General features: G+C 63.9%; 15 protein-coding genes. 9 read left to right on the forward strand and 6 right to left on the reverse strand.

Going from position 1 to position 14,705, the window contains the following annotated elements:
- The first annotated feature begins 26 nt into the window (after window positions 1-26).
- Window positions 27-671, forward strand: a complete 645-nt coding sequence (locus QM685_RS07545) for a glutathione binding-like protein (RefSeq protein ID WP_415114338.1) — start codon at window positions 27-29, stop codon at window positions 669-671.
- A 13-nt stretch (window positions 672-684) separates the two neighbouring features.
- Here the strand turns inward: QM685_RS07545 and QM685_RS07550 are convergent, their stop codons facing one another.
- Entirely contained in the window at window positions 685-1,569 is an 885-nt protein-coding gene (locus QM685_RS07550) for a LysR family transcriptional regulator (protein ID WP_415114340.1), read from the reverse strand.
- A 123-nt stretch (window positions 1,570-1,692) separates the two neighbouring features.
- On the opposite strand from QM685_RS07550, the gene QM685_RS07555 reads away from it, so the two are divergent.
- Window positions 1,693-1,971 (forward strand): hypothetical protein, encoded by a 279-nt coding sequence (locus QM685_RS07555; RefSeq protein ID WP_415114342.1) that lies wholly within the window; start codon window positions 1,693-1,695, stop codon window positions 1,969-1,971.
- 203 nt (window positions 1,972-2,174) lie between these two features.
- On the forward strand, window positions 2,175-3,437 hold the full coding sequence (locus tag QM685_RS07560; RefSeq protein ID WP_415114344.1) for a multidrug effflux MFS transporter: 1,263 nt from the start codon (window positions 2,175-2,177) through the stop codon (window positions 3,435-3,437).
- 20 nt (window positions 3,438-3,457) lie between these two features.
- Here the strand turns inward: QM685_RS07560 and QM685_RS07565 are convergent, their stop codons facing one another.
- Window positions 3,458-4,177, reverse strand: a complete 720-nt coding sequence (locus QM685_RS07565) for an SDR family oxidoreductase (protein ID WP_415114346.1) — start codon at window positions 4,175-4,177, stop codon at window positions 3,458-3,460.
- Between the two features lie 92 nt (window positions 4,178-4,269).
- Here QM685_RS07565 and QM685_RS07570 point away from each other — a divergent pair, with 92 nt between their 5' ends.
- Window positions 4,270-5,217: a LysR family transcriptional regulator gene (locus QM685_RS07570; RefSeq protein WP_415114348.1), complete on the forward strand. Its 948-nt coding sequence runs from the start codon at window positions 4,270-4,272 to the stop codon at window positions 5,215-5,217.
- 102 nt (window positions 5,218-5,319) lie between these two features.
- On the forward strand, window positions 5,320-5,721 hold the full coding sequence (locus QM685_RS07575) for a DUF3224 domain-containing protein (protein WP_415114350.1): 402 nt from the start codon (window positions 5,320-5,322) through the stop codon (window positions 5,719-5,721).
- Window positions 5,722-6,023: 302 nt separating this feature from the next.
- On the opposite strand, the gene QM685_RS07580 is transcribed toward QM685_RS07575, so the two are convergent.
- A complete protein-coding gene (locus tag QM685_RS07580; RefSeq protein ID WP_415114352.1) occupies window positions 6,024-6,776 on the reverse strand; it encodes a hypothetical protein in 753 nt (250 codons plus the stop codon).
- 163 nt (window positions 6,777-6,939) lie between these two features.
- Entirely contained in the window at window positions 6,940-7,416 is a 477-nt protein-coding gene (locus tag QM685_RS07585) for an Lrp/AsnC family transcriptional regulator (RefSeq protein ID WP_415114354.1), read from the reverse strand.
- Window positions 7,417-7,597: 181 nt separating this feature from the next.
- On the opposite strand from QM685_RS07585, the gene QM685_RS07590 reads away from it, so the two are divergent.
- From QM685_RS07590 to QM685_RS07605, 4 genes are all read left to right on the forward strand, one after another.
- The gene (locus QM685_RS07590; RefSeq protein WP_415114356.1) at window positions 7,598-8,800 is read left to right on the forward strand and encodes an amino acid aminotransferase; all 1,203 of its coding nucleotides are present in this window, start codon (window positions 7,598-7,600) and stop codon (window positions 8,798-8,800) included.
- Window positions 8,801-8,819: 19 nt separating this feature from the next.
- A complete protein-coding gene (locus QM685_RS07595; protein ID WP_415114358.1) occupies window positions 8,820-9,215 on the forward strand; it encodes a RidA family protein in 396 nt (131 codons plus the stop codon).
- Between the two features lie 28 nt (window positions 9,216-9,243).
- A complete protein-coding gene (locus QM685_RS07600; protein ID WP_415114717.1) occupies window positions 9,244-10,320 on the forward strand; it encodes a porin in 1,077 nt (358 codons plus the stop codon).
- 142 nt (window positions 10,321-10,462) lie between these two features.
- A complete protein-coding gene (locus QM685_RS07605; RefSeq protein WP_415114360.1) occupies window positions 10,463-11,899 on the forward strand; it encodes an amino acid permease in 1,437 nt (478 codons plus the stop codon).
- Window positions 11,900-12,003: 104 nt separating this feature from the next.
- On the opposite strand, the gene QM685_RS07610 is transcribed toward QM685_RS07605, so the two are convergent.
- Together QM685_RS07610 and QM685_RS07615 are read right to left on the reverse strand one after the other, a co-directional pair.
- A complete protein-coding gene (locus QM685_RS07610) occupies window positions 12,004-13,320 on the reverse strand; it encodes an MFS transporter (protein ID WP_415114362.1) in 1,317 nt (438 codons plus the stop codon).
- Window positions 13,321-13,498: 178 nt separating this feature from the next.
- Complete coding sequence (locus QM685_RS07615) at window positions 13,499-14,593, reverse strand: tartrate dehydrogenase (RefSeq protein WP_415114364.1); 1,095 nt, start codon at window positions 14,591-14,593, stop codon at window positions 13,499-13,501.
- Window positions 14,594-14,705 lie beyond the last annotated feature (112 nt).

Consider the following 14,705-nt stretch of genomic DNA (forward strand, 5'->3'; position numbering starts at 1 on the left):
ACATTTTCGACGATGGGGCCATCAGCATGGAGCTTTACTTTTCGCCGCTCGCCTGTTCGCTCGCCACGCGCATCGCGCTTTACGAGGCCGGCACCGGCGCGCGCTTTATCGAAGTCGATATGAAATCGAAGCGCTTGCGCGACGGCGCCGACTTCTATCCGATCAATCCGCTCGGCCAGGTGCCCGTGCTTCGTACCGACGACGGCTGGCTGCTGCGGGAAAACACCGCGATCCTGCCGTATGTCGCCGACGCGTTTCCGGCCGCGCGGCTCGCGCCGAAGGCCGGCACCCCGGAACGCGCGAAACTGCAGGAGTGGCTTGGGTTCATCAGCACGGAGCTGCATAAGGCCGTGTTCGTGCCGCTGCTCGATCCGCTCGCGCCGGACGAGGTTCGCAGCTATACGCGCGAGAAGGTGGCGTTGCGTTTGAATCTGCTCGAGCGGCATCTGCACGAGCGCGAATTTCTGCTGGATCGCTTTACGGTGGCGGATGCATATCTGGTCACCGTGCTGAACTGGGCGCGCTATAGCGGCGTCGAGCTTGCGCAGTGGCCGGCGGTGCAGGCGTATTACGAACGCATCGCGCGCCGGCCTGCCGTGCAGAAGGCGTTGGCCGAGGAGTTGGCGCTTTATCGCGAGGAACAGCAGAGGCGGAAAGCGGAGACTGCCTGATTGAAGACGCCTGCTAGCTCAATCGCAAGCTTCGCAACACGTCCAGAACATGCCGCGTGGGACGCTCCGGCGCCCCCGCACGGTATGCAAGCCCCAGTTGCCGCCATAGCGGCGGACGCAGCGCACGCGTGACCATACGCGCGTCGGGAGCCGCGCTGCCGGCCTCCTGCGGCAGCAGCGCCGCGCCGTATCCCGCCGCCACCAGACTCCTGATGGCATCCGTATAGTTGAGCTGGATCCGCGGCGTCGGATGTTGGCCCGCGGCGCTGAACCATTCGGTCGTCAAACGCGCGAGCCGGGTGCCGGAGTCGTTGAGGATCAGCGGTCTGGCGGCGATCCATTGCGGCGTGACGCGAGCCGGACACTGCCAGCTTGCCGGCATGAACGCGACGACGGGATCGCGGCGCCATCGTTCGATCGAGAGTCCTCTGACCGGCGCTTGAGGCAGCGCCACGATACCCACGTCGAGCGATTCGTCCATCAGTCTGCCGAGTGTTTCCTGAGAAGTCAGCACGGCGATCTGCACGTCGATTCCGGGATGCTCCGCGGCCAACTTCTCCAACGCCCGCGGTAGCAGGTTCGCTATGGCCGCGGTGGACGCGCCGAGCCGAACGCGGCCGCCCAGACCCTCCACTTGCCGCCGCACATCCTCGAGCGCCTGCTCGGCCTGGGTCAGCAGTTGACGGGCATAGGCAATCAGCGACTCGCCAATCGCGGACGGCCGCACCTGCCCGCGCTTGCGCGACAACAACGGAGCACCGACGCGGCTCTCGAGATCGGCAATGTGCAGACTCACCGTTGGCGGAGCGAGATGAAGCACACGTGCTGCCTCGGCGAAGGAGCCCAGGTCGGCAATGACAACGAGGGTGCGCAAGCGATCGAGGCTGATTTCTCTCATTGGGATAGCGTCGGTCAGAAAAACTGAATTTACCAGTCAGTAAACTCAACTTTTCCAATCTTACGCGCGGATGGAAGATGGTGACGCGGGTTTCTTCAACGTGAACTGTCAAAGGCCATCGGCATGAATCCATCCTCCATTCGCAGCGCTGAATCCCGGCGGGATTCGCACGGACACGAAGCCATTACCGGTGACGATGCAAGGCCGTGGCTGATCGGCCTGGCCGTGACTGCCGCGCTGCTTGCCACCCTTGTCGGCGGCGCGGTCATCTGGACGACACCCGGCGCCCAGGTGAAAGCCAGGCCATGCCCAAACTGGCATCAGAGCCTCGATGAGGCGTTCTTCCAGGATCCCGCGGATCAGAGTGCGCTACTGCAGTCCATTCAGGCGTGTTCGAAGTGAAGCCGGCTTGAAAAGGAGCCGGTCGTGGTCTGGCGGCCACGCTGCAAAGATGCCCACAATCCATTCCCCTGCCAGGGGAAAATCCCACTCCCCGCGATACCCCAGGCACGATACCCGGCGATAATGCCGGGAATCCCGCGTTGTTTCGTTCGATATCCAAACACGCCGATGCCGCGCCGCCAGAATTCCCTTTCGATGCAGTCATGACCCACGCTACCGCCGACCACGCCGCTCCTTCCGCCTCCGCCCCGAACTCGCCGCGCTTCCTGCTGTTCCTGATCTGCCTGTTCGCTTCCGCCGGGCAGCTCGCCATCGACATCTATGTGCCCGCGCTGCCCGCGATGGCGCGTTACTTCGCCACCTCGCCGCAGGCGATCCAGACGAGCGTCACCGGCTACATGGCCGCCTACGCGTTCGGCCAGCTGATCTTCGGTCCGATCGCCGACGCATACGGCCGCAAGCGCGTGCTCGCGTTCGGCCTCGTCGTCTTCACGATCGGCTGCCTGCTGTCGCTGGCCGCGCCGAATCTGGAGACGTTCATCCTCGCCCGCGCGCTGCAAGGCTTCGGCATCGCGACCACCAACCTGCTTTCGAAGGCGATCATCACCGACACGTTCACCGGCCACGCGCTGATGCACGCGTTCACGTACATGTCGATCGCATGGGGGCTCGCGCCGATCATCGCGCCGGTGATCGGCGCGCATCTGCAAACCCTGTTCGGCTGGCGCGCCTGCCTCGTGTTCCTGCTGATTTACTCGCTGGTGATGTGGGCGCTGCTGTGGCGCTATCGCGAGACGTTGCCGAAGCCGGTGCATCTCGAGCCGCGCACGCTGATCGCGAACGCGCGCAAGGTGCTCTCGAGCCCGGTGTTCCAGAGCTGCTTCCTCGCGCAGGGCCTGTGCTACAGCATCCTGCTCGTGTTCAACATCATCGGGCCGTTCATGGTGCAGAACACGCTGCACAAGCCGCCGACCTTCTTCGGCTACCTCGCGCTCGGCATCGGCATGATGTATTTCCTCGGTGGTCTGTCGAACCGTTTGCACGGTCCGCGTCTGCCGACCGCCGAGCAGCGGCTGCGCATCGGCGCGCGGCTGATGGCGGCTTCATCGGTGGTGATGCTGCTGCTTGCGTTGACGGTCGGCCTGCGCGTGTGGACGCTCGCGACGCCCGTGCTGGTGATGGGCTTCTGCGCGGGCGCGATGTATCCGACGCTGATGGCCAAGGGCAATTCGCTGTTCCCGCACATCGCGGGTCTGACGAGCGCGATTCTCGGCTGCGCGCTGCTGCTCGTGTCGTCGGCGATGATGGGCCTGGCCGGCTTCGTGTCGGTGCAGATCCTCGCGCCGCTCGCGTTGTTCTTCGTGGCCGTCGCGTTCGTCGTTGTCGTGATGGTGACGAAGCTGCTGCGTCATCTCGCGCAGGCGCAATCCGCCGGCGTGGCGCGCGCAAGCGGCGAGGCCGCGTAAGCGTGCGCCGCGCTTCAGCTTCATAGCAGCCGCAAACCCCCGTCGCATTCGATCACCGCGCCCGTCATGAAGCCGTTCTCCAGCAGAAACTGCAGCGCGTGCGCCACGTCGTCGGCCTGCCCGACGCGCCGCACCGGCAACGTATCGGCTTGCTGACGAAACAGCTCGGTCTTCACGCCGGCGGGGAATCTGTCCCACCACGGCGTATCGACGACGCCCGGCGAAACCGCGTTGACGCGCAACGGCGCAAGTTCGCGCGCGAGCGTGCCGATCATGCTTTCGAGCGCGCCGTTGATCGCACCCAACCCCGCCGTGCCGGGGTTCGCGATGCGCGCCGATATCGCGGTCAGAAACGTCAGGCTGCCGTCGCGGCGCAGCGCGGGCAGCGCGGCCTGCGCCGCTTCGAGTTGCGGCCAGAACTTGGCCTCGAAACCGCGCCGCAGCGCCGCCAGATCGAGCTCGGCGAATGGCCCGGCGCCTTCCCCGCCGGAGAGCGTCATCACCAGATGATCGATGCGGCCGAGGCCGCCGAAGAAGCGTTCGAGCGCGGCGCGATCGGTGCAGTCGAGCGCTTCGCCCGTCACCTGTCCGCTCATGCGGCTCAGCGCGTTGTCCAGCTTGACGCGGTCGCGGCCTACCGCCACGACGCTCGCGCCGGCCGCCGCGAGCCGCGTCACGGTCGCGAGCCCGACGCCCGACGAGCCGCCCAGCACCACGACCTTCTGATTTTGCCAGTCCATGTCATTGCTCCTGTGGATGAACGGCAGACTTCCTGCGTTGCCGTTGCATTAGAATGGCCGCTGGCCGCATATCATTCAAATCGTTTGATGTCATGGGCAACATCATTGAAAATGATTTTCGCCGCTTCGACCTGAACCTGCTGCTGACCTTCCGCGCGCTGCTCGAAGAGCGCAGTGTCACGCGCGCCGCGCAGCGGCTCTTTCTCGGTCAGCCCGCGGTAAGCGGCGCGCTGAAACGCCTGCGCGAAACGTTGGGCGACGAGCTGTTCGTGCGCACGCCGCAAGGCATGGCGCCGACGCCGCGCGCACTCGAACTCGCGCGCCAGATCGAGCCGTTGCTGCAATCGCTGCATCAGGCGCTCACGCAGTCGTCCGTGTTCGATCCGGCGCACGCGCAGCGGGTCTTCCGGATCGGCCTGAGCGATTCGCTCGAGGTCCTGCTGATGCCGGACATCATGACGCGCCTCGCCGAAAAAGCACCCGGCGTGAAAGTGATCGCGCGCTCCACCGATTCGACGCGCGCCGCCGCGATGCTCGACGACGGCACGATCGAACTCGCGGTCGGCGTATTCCGCGAATGCGTGCCGTGGCAGCGGCGCGCGCCGCTGTTTTCGTGGCGTTTCGTGAGCGTCTATAACCCGCGGCTCGTCAGGACGCGCCGCAAGCGTCTGTCGATGGACGAGTTCCTGCGCCACCGCCATATCCTGACTTCGTTCAGCGCCGGCCTGCATGGCTTCATCGACGAACGGCTCGAAATGCAGGACCTGAAGCGCAATGTCGTGTTTTCCAGTTCGAATTTCGCAACCAGTCCGTTCATCGTGCGACGCACGGCGGCGATTGCGACGGTGCCCGACTTCATCGGCCGCGTGTGGCGCGACACGCTCGATCTCGCGATGAGTCCGCTGCCGTTCGACGTGCCGGGGTACGAGGTGTCGCTGATGTGGGCCGCGGCCCGCGACCAGGATCTGGGACTCGCGTGGTTGAAACGCGAGTTTGCCGATGCGTTCGGCATGAACGGCGACACGCATACTGCTTTCTGACAGCAACGTGTGCTACGTTTCAGCAGCGCAGCCGTTTCGGCTCGACTATCCGCGCTGCCCCTTCCGTGGATTCGCCACCGTCCTGTTCAAGGAGAAATTCCGATGACACACACCGCAAAAGGCACTTTCGTCGTTTCGCTCCAGCCGATGCCGTTCGAAAACGCGAACGCCGAAGCGAAACTCGGCCGCATGTCGATCGACAAGCAGATATCCGGCGATCTCGCCGCGACCACGAAGGGGCAAATGCTGAGCGCGATGACGAACGTCAAGGGCTCGGCCGGCTATGTTGCGATCGAGCAGGTCAGCGGCACGCTGGCGGGCAAGGAGGGCTCGTTCGTGCTGCAGCACGTCGGCGTGATGAATCGCGGCGCTTCGTCGCTGTCCGTGACCGTCGTGCCGGACTCGGGAACCGGAGAGCTGACCGGTATCGAGGGCGAATTCAAAATCGAGGTCGTCGATGGCGCGCATTCCTATGAGTTCGCCTATCGTCTGCCGGGCGATTGAAACGATGAGGTGTCGTCGGCCCTTGTTCGCAGGCTCGATTCGTTCGCTCCGTTCATGACAGCATCATCGACCGCGGCACCCGTTGCTCTCGTTACGGGCTCGACTTCCGGGATCGGCCACGCGCAGTCCGGTCGAATCGGGATTCGCGCCGGCGAGGCCGCGGGCAGCAGCCGCGTACCAGGAACAATCTGAAAATCAAATGCTCCGCTACATTCTCAACAAAGGTGTACTCGCCTGGGGAATTCCAACCGGACTTCTCGTTCTCGCATAACAGCAATGCCCCCTGGATTTCCAAGGGTCAATTATTTGCCGTACGCCAAATCCAATCTCCGAACCCTTCTCACCTGTCGCGGCAACACGATATACATCCCCCATGTCACGATAAAAATCACCCGCAGCACGTCCGCAGCATAGTCCGGCAACGACATCCCCAGGTCGGCAATCACGAGACTTCCGGGCACGGACCACACATACGTCGTCAGCCCTAGCACGATCGCGTTCCAGAAGCCGAAACGCTCAGACCCGCGCAACGCATGCGCGGCGAGGCCGCTGCGCACCATATACCCTGCAAGCGGCAGGCTCACCAGCAGATAAATCAGCAAAGCAATGATTGCCGGCATCGCGGCAATCGCAGTCGACCACGCCGGCGAATGCCGCGCGAGATCGGGTGTGATCAGATCCTGCGAGAACTTCATCACCGGCGCCGCCGTCGTCGGGGCCAGGAAATGAAACGCCAGCACGACAACGACGAAAAGCAGCGTGCTCGCGAGCCATTGCCGCCACGCACACGACCACCATACATACAGGCGCCGGCCGACGCTGATGCTCCGGCCCAGGCTGAACAGCGCGCTTCCATCCCTGAGCGCGCCAATGCAGATCAGCACGACAAACAGCACGCCCGCCAGAATGAGCGCGTACGGCGTCCACATGAAGAACCCCGCATGATGTCCCGCAGCGGCAGCGGCCGAAACCGGCGACGGCGTCGAGAAATTCTGCAGATGCCGGGCGACATAGTCCGAGGGATCGAGCGGCTGCGAAGCGTCGTGCGTGGTCATCTCGTCTCCGTATTCCGTGACATCACGGTGCGACGTTGGGCATGCGAAACGCAACGGCTCGGGCAAACCGTCCCTGCTTCGCGTACTTCAGCATAGACGCCCACCAGCCTATTTGTCTTACGTTTTCGCGTGAGCCACCGGAACGCGATACGAAAACCCGGCACTAGGCCGGCTTGCTCGCGAGATCCAGCACCGAGCCATCCCGCTTCAGCGTCGCGAGCACGATGCTCGAATTGATCGACATCACGCCCTGCGCACGATGTAAGTGATTCATGACAAAGTCGGAGAAGTGATCGAGGCTGCGCGCGCGCACCGTCAACACGTAATTCGACGCGCCCGTCACCACCTGCGCCGACACCACTTCCGGCCACGACTGCAGCGCGTCGACGAACTTCTGGTGCCAGTCTTCGACATCGGGACGCATCGACACATGCACGAGCGCCTCGAATTCCACGCCGATGCGCTTCGGCGCAATGACGCACCGGTAGCCCTCGATATAGCCCCCCTCTTCCAGCAACTTCACCCGCCGCAGACACGCTGACGGCGAAAGCGCAACCGCGTTCGCGAGGTCCTGATTGCTGATGCGTCCGTCCTTCTCGAGCTGCCGAAGGATGCGCATATCCGTTCGATCGAGTGTCATATCGAAGAAAATTTCGTAATAGATTTTCAGATTCGCAGACTCTACCACGTTGATGCGCCGCCAAGCACGATTACCGAAGCACATTTCAATTTGTCGTCGATAACATGCGCTTCAGACATCGGCGTGTGGCCTCACGGCGCCGACCCCCATCGCACCACTCCTTTCCTGACGCGTTGAAACCATGTTCGAACACATTCCCCTCTATCCGGGCGATCCGATCCTGTCGCTTTTCCAGGACTTCCAGCGCGACCCCGAAGTCCGCAAAGTCAATCTGAGCATCGGTCTTTACTACGACGAGTCCGGCAAGCTGCCGGTGCTGCCGAGCGTGAGCAACGCGAAGCGCCGCCTCGCTGCTCAGGACACCCCGCACACCTATCTGCCGATGGAAGGCATGCCGAGTTACCGCCACGCGCTGCAACGGCTGATTTTCGGCGCCGATAGCGCGGCATTGCGCGACCGGCGCATCGCGACGCTGCAAACCGTCGGCGGCTCCGGCGCGATCCGCCTCGGCGCGGAACTGCTGAAGCGCTACTTTCCCGACAGCGCGATCTGGGTCAGCGATCCGACATGGGACAACCATCGCGTGCTGTTCACCGCGGCCGGCCTCGACGTTCACACGTACCCGTATTACGACCCGGCGACCAACGGCATCCGCTTCGACGACATGATGGCCACGCTGTCGGGTCTCGCCGCCGGCAGCGTCGTGCTGTTGCAGCCGTGCTGCCACAACCCGACCGGCATCGATCTGTCGCGCGAGCAATGGCACGCCGTCACCGAACTGTGCGTGAAGCGCGGCCTGATTCCGTTCCTCGACATGGCATACCAGGGCTTCGGCGGCGAGCTCGCCGACGACGCGTGGCCGATTCGCGCGATGACCGATGCGGGTCTGTCGCTGTTCGTCAGCAATTCGTTCTCGAAGAATTTCTCGCTCTATGGCGAGCGTTGCGGCGGCCTGTCGGTCGTCTGCCCGAACGAAAGCGAGGCTGTGCGCGTGTTCGGTCAGGCGCAGGCGAACGTGCGCCGCATGTATTCGAGCCCGCCGCTCCACGGCTCGCAACTGATCTCGACGGTGCTCGACGATCCCGCGCTCGCGCGGCAGTGGGAAGCGGACGTGGCCGCGATGCGCGAGCGCATCAGGCGCATGCGCGCCGCGCTCAAGGCATGTCTCGACGCGCACGTGCCCGGCATGTCTTTCGACTACCTGGTCACGCAGCGCGGCATGTTCAGCTACACCGGCCTCGAGCCGCACGAAGTCGACGCGCTGCGCGAGCGGAGCAGCGTGTATCTGCTGCGTTCGGGACGCGCGTGCATGGCCGGTCTCAACGACGCGAACGTCGGCTACGTCGCCGAAGCGATCGGCAACGTGCTGAAAGCGCGCAAGTAAGCTCATCGAAGGAGTTCTTATGTCCCAGCAGATCCCGGTGGGCTTGCCCGAGCCCAGTCAGCCCTTTTCATGGGCCACGCACGCGAACGGCATGATGTTCACGGCCCACGGCCCCGTCGATAAAACCGGCGCGATCGCCGGCAAAAACATCGCCGAGCAGGCCCACCTGACGTTCGCGAATCTCGCTCTCGCCGTGCGGGCGGCGGGCGCGCGCATGGAGGACGTCGCGCAGGTGCTGATGTACATGGCCGACGCGCGCGACATGCCGATCATCGATGCCGAGTACCGCAAGTTCTTTCAGGCGCCCTATCCGAACCGGGCCTGCGTCGCCGTGCAGGGCTTCGCGCATCCGGACATGCGCATCGAACTGGTTGCGTACGTGGCGCTCGGCCGGCAGGCCGGAGGCCCCGGCTGATCAGAAGACATACATCATGAAAAAACACATTAACCGGTTTGGAATCTTGACCTTACAGACGACGCTCGGTCTCGCGATCTCTCAAGGCGTATTCGCGCAGAGTTCGGTCACGCTGTACGGCATCGTCGATCAGAGCATCCGCTACACGACGAACGCCAACGCCGACAACGACGGCAGCGTGCAGATGGCCAACGGCGCGATCACGAATAGCCGGTGGGGCCTGAAAGGAACGGAAGACCTGGGCAACGGTCTGTCGGCGATCTTCCGCCTCGAAAACGGCTTCGAGCCGCAGAACGGCAAGCTGGACAGCAACCTGCTGTTCGGCCGCTATGCGTATGTCGGCCTGTCTGGCAACTTCGGCACCGTGAAGATGGGCCGTCAGACGACTGAAGGCTTCAACCTGTTCGGCGATCTCGATCCGCTGACGATCGGCAACTACACGGCCAACTCCTGGCCGTACTTCCTCACGCAGGGCTACGCGAACAACGTTGTCAGCTATGACAACAACAAGACGATCCCCGGTCTCGACGTCGGCGCGAGCTACGGTTTCGGCGGCCAGGCGGGCAGCATGAGCCAAAACGCGTACTGGGGTCTGCGCTCGTCGTACACGCACGGCCCGTTCACGCTCGGCGGCGTGTATCAGCAGACGCGCGACATGCAGAGTCATTCGCAGCAGATGTGGGGCGCGGCGGCGCGCTATGTCGTCGGACCGGCGCAATTGTTCCTCGGCTATATCGGCGGCAAGGATTCGACGGGCGAAATCGATCAGGACCTGACCGACCCGAGCCGCAACGTCCAGCCCGGTTCGTACGTGACCAACCCGCGCCGCGAGTCGATCGGCTATACCGGGGTCGTGTATCAGGTCACGCCGGCCGTCACCGTGTCGGGCGCGTTCTACTACGACTCGATGCGCGACGTGAACGCGATCGCCGGCAATGGCGGCAAGCGCTACACCGGCGTGCTGGTTGCCGAGTACGCGCTGTCGAAGGCGACCCAGGTGTACGGCACCGTCGACTACAACAAGGTCACCGGCGGCGCGTACACCGAGCTGCCGGGCAGGAGCAATCAGACCGGCATCGCAGCCGGCATTCGCCACATGTTCTAACCGGCGCATCGCAGTGGGATGCCGTCGTTCGAGCCGCGGTTTTTCGGCCGCCTCGACCGCCCGGCTGGAGTCGTTCGCGCGGGCAAGCGACGTAGCAGCGTCGGCCCGCGCTCCGCATCAGGAAGGTTGGAGGAGATATTCGATGAGTTCAGAAGGACAATTTCAACAGATCGCCGCGCGTGAAACGGGTCTTCGCCGCACGCTGACGGCGCGTCAGATGTCGATGATCGCGATCGGCGGCGCCATCGGCACCGGGCTCTTTCTCGGCAGTGGCTTCGCTATAAGCTTCGCCGGCCCGAGCGTGCTGATCAGCTATGCGATCGGCGCGCTGATTTCGCTGCTGCTGATGGGCTGCCTCGCGGAGATGACGATCGCTCATCCGACGTCGGGCTCGTTCGGCGCGTATGCCGAGCACTATATGAGCCCATGGGCCGGCTTCCTGGTGCGCTACTCGTATTGGGCGTGCATCGTGCTCGCGGTCGGCACCGAAGTGACCGCGATCGCGCTCTATATGAAGTACTGGTTTCCCACGGTACCCGGATGGATGTGGATCATCGGCTTCTCGGCCGTGCTGGTGCTCGTCAATGCATTGAGCGTCGACGTATTCGGTTCGGTCGAGTACTGGTTCTCGGTCATCAAGATCACGGCGATCGTCGCATTCATCGTGATCGGCTCGTACGTGGTGTTCGTGAACCCGACGCTCGTCGCGGGTGGCGGCAACCCGGATGCGAGCGTCGCGGGCTTTCATCACTATTTCGATCACGGCGGTTTCTTTCCGAAGGGCATGTGGGGCATGTGGGTCGCCGTCATCGTGTCGATCTTCAGCTACCTGAGCATCGAAATGATCGCGGTGGCCGCGGGCGAAGCGGAAAATCCGGAACAGGCCGTCACGCGTGCGTTCCGCTCGACGGTCGTGCGTCTCGTGCTGTTCTATCTGTGCACGATGGCGCTGATGCTCGCAATCGTGCCTTGGACCGCGGCCGGTCACGACGAAAGCCCGTTCGTGAAGATGATGATCGCGGTTCATCTGCCGGCCGCGGCGGGCGTGATCAATTTCGTCGTGCTGGTGGCGGCGTTGTCGGCGATGAACAGCCAGCTCTACATCACGACGCGCATGATGTTCAGCCTCGCGCGCGCCGGCTACGCGCCGCGCAGCCTCGGCGAAGTCAACGAACGCGGCGTGCCGTTCGGCGCGCTGCTGCTGTCGACGGCGGGCATCGCGATCGCGACGGTGGTGAGCGTGCTCTATCCGAACGCGTCGTTCACGATCATGATGGCGATCTCGATGTTCGGCGCATTGTTCACGTGGATGATGATCTTCGTCACGCACTACTTCTTCCGCCGTCGACGCGCCGCGAACGGCATCCCCGCGGGCCGCTTCCGCATGCCCGGCTTTCCGGTGCCGACGCTGCTCGGCGCGGGTCTGATGCTGGCGATCATGGTGACGACGTACTTCACGCCGGAGTTTCACATGACGCTGATTTTCGGCGTGCCGTTCCTCCTGCTGCTGAGCGTGATGTACTTCGCGCGTTATCGTCGTCAGGCGGCGTTGACGCAGGTGGAAAGCACGCCGCGGTAACTCATGCGGTAACTCACGCAGTCCATCGCAAACAGTCGCAAGCGTGCTTCGATAAAAACGGCCGCCGGTTGCTACACCGGCGGCCGTTTCACGGCAAGCTGCGCTCAACGCCCGTGCCCTTCACCTGCCGTCACCGGCGCATGCCTCGTCTTCGTCTGCCGGCTCAACAGCAACGTCACGACCGCCGACACCGCCAACGTCGCGCCGACCACATACAGCCCCGCGGCATAACCACCGGTCACATTCTTGAGCCAGCCAATCGCAAACGGCCCGACAAAACCGCCCAGGTTGCCAATCGAATTGATCATCGCAATGCCCGCAGCCGCGCCGGCACCCGACAGGAACGTACTCGGCATCGCCCATAGCGGCGCCTTCGCCGCGCTGATCCCGACATTCACGACCACGAGCGCAAGCACGATCATCAACGCCGTAGTCGCGTTACCCGCGAACACGAAGCCGACACACGCAAGCGCGCAAGGAATGACGACATGCCACGTGCGTTCCCCGCTGCGATCCGAATGCTTCGCCCACAACACCATCGCGATCACCGCAAGCACACTCGGCACGCCCGCCAGCAGCCCCGTTTCGAACGAGCCGAAGCCGTATTGGCGGATGATCAGCGGCGCCCACAAACCCAGCGTGTACAACCCCGCCGACGTACCGAAGTAGATCAACGCAAGCGCAAGCACGCGTGGATCGCGCAACGCGCCGAGCGCGCCGGCCGTGTGGCCCGCATGCGCATGCCGCGCCTCGGCTTCGAGCTTCAGCTTCGCGATCAGCCAGTCGCGTTCTTCCGGCTGCAGCCACTGTGCCTGCGCGGGCTTATCGGTCAGGTACCTGAGCACGCAGAAGCCGAGAATGATCGCGGGCAATGCTTCGAGCACATAGAGCATTTGCCAGTCGGCGAGCCCGGCGATCGGCGGCAGCTTCATGATCGCGCCTGAAATCGGCGAGCCGATCGCGGTGGAGATCGGCGCGGCGGCCATGAACCACGCCGCCGCGACCGCGCGCTGACGCGTCGGAAACCACAGGCTCAGGTAAAGGATGATGCCCGGAAAGAAGCCCGCCTCCGCCACGCCGAGAATGAAGCGCAGCGCGTAGAAGCTCGTCGGTCCGACCACGAACGCGGACGCGAGCGACACGAGCCCCCACGACACCATCACGCGCGCAATCCAGCGGCGCGCGCCGACCTTGTGAAGAATCAGGTTCGACGGCACTTCGAACAGGAAGTAGCCGATGAAAAAGAGCCCGCCGCCGAGTCCGAACGCGGTCGGCGAAAGACCGATCGCCTTGTTCATCGACAGCGCCGCGAAGCCCACATTCACGCGATCGAGAAAGCTCACGAAGTACAGCAGCATGACGAACGGGATGATCCGCAGCATCAGCTTGCGGGACACCCGGTTTTCGAGTCCGGAAATCATTGTCTCCTCCTGCGGCGCGCGGCATTGGGCCGCGCGCGAGCCGCGCGGGCCGACGTCGGGCCGCGTTAGTCGAGTGATGGTTGTGTGCCGGCCACACCGTGGCCGGCGCGTAGACCGCGTGCCTGAATTGCGCCTGAATTGCGCCGGGTTCCCGCCCGGTTCACCCCGAGCCGATTGCTCAGGCCGCGTTCGCCGCGGGCGTCCCCGCCTGTTCGATGAACGCGCAAACCGCCGCCGTCACCTGCGCGGTCGTAGCCGTGCCGCCGAGATCGCGTGTGTGCAGCGACCTGTTCGCGGTGACCGCTTCGATTGCCTGCATCACACGGCGCGCGGCGTCGGATTCGCCGAGGTGTTCGAGCAGCATCACGACCGACCAGAACGTGCCGACCGGATTCGCGAGGCCCTTGCCCATGATGTCGAACGCGGAGCCGTGAATCGGTTCGAACATCGACGGATAGCGGCGCTCCGGATCGATGTTGCCGGTCGGCGCGATGCCGAGGCTGCCCGCGAGCGCGGCGGCGAGATCGCTCAGAATGTCGGCGTGCAGGTTGGTGGCGACGATCGTGTCGAGCGTCGCGGGACGGTTGACCATGCGCGCGGTCGCCGCGTCGACGAGTTCCTTGTCCCACGTGACGTCCGGAAACTCCTTCGAGATCTCCAGCGCGATCTCGTCCCACATCACCATCGCGTGACGCTGCGCGTTGCTCTTGGTAATGACGGTCAGCAGCTTGCGCGGACGCGACTGCGCGAGGCGGAACGCGAAGCGCATGATGCGCTCGACACCGGCGCGCGTGAGAATCGACACGTCGGTCGCGGCTTCGATCGGATGGCCCTGATGCACGCGGCCGCCGACGCCCGAATACTCCCCCTCCGAGTTTTCGCGGACGATGACCCAGTCCAGATCCTCGGGCTTGCAGTACTTCAGCGGCGCGTCGATGCCGGGCAGGATGCGCGTCGGTCGCACGTTCGCGTACTGGTCGAGGCCCTGACAGATCTTCAGCCGCAGCCCCCACAGCGTGACGTGATCGGGAATGTCCTTGTCGCCCGCCGAGCCGAACAGGATCGCGTCCTTGTCGCGGATCGAGTCGAGTCCGTCCGCCGGCATCATCACGCCGTGCTGGCGATAGTAGTCGCCGCCCCAGTCGAAGTTTTCGAACTCGAACGCGAATGCGCGCGTGCTCTTCGCCAGCGCCTCGAGCACCTGCGCGCCGGCGGGCACGACCTCCTTGCCGATGCCGTCGCCGGGGATGGTTGCGATGCGATAGGTTTTCATGTCTCCGTCCTTTGCGTTGTGAAGGGTGTAAGTGAACTTTAGCTCCGCCCCGCAGGTAAAAACCGGTGCTAAACTCAAAGCATCTTTAACTTCAATTCACAAGTGAAAAGGC

The organism is Paraburkholderia sp. (assembly GCF_047605525.1).
Classification (GTDB): domain Bacteria; phylum Pseudomonadota; class Gammaproteobacteria; order Burkholderiales; family Burkholderiaceae; genus Paraburkholderia.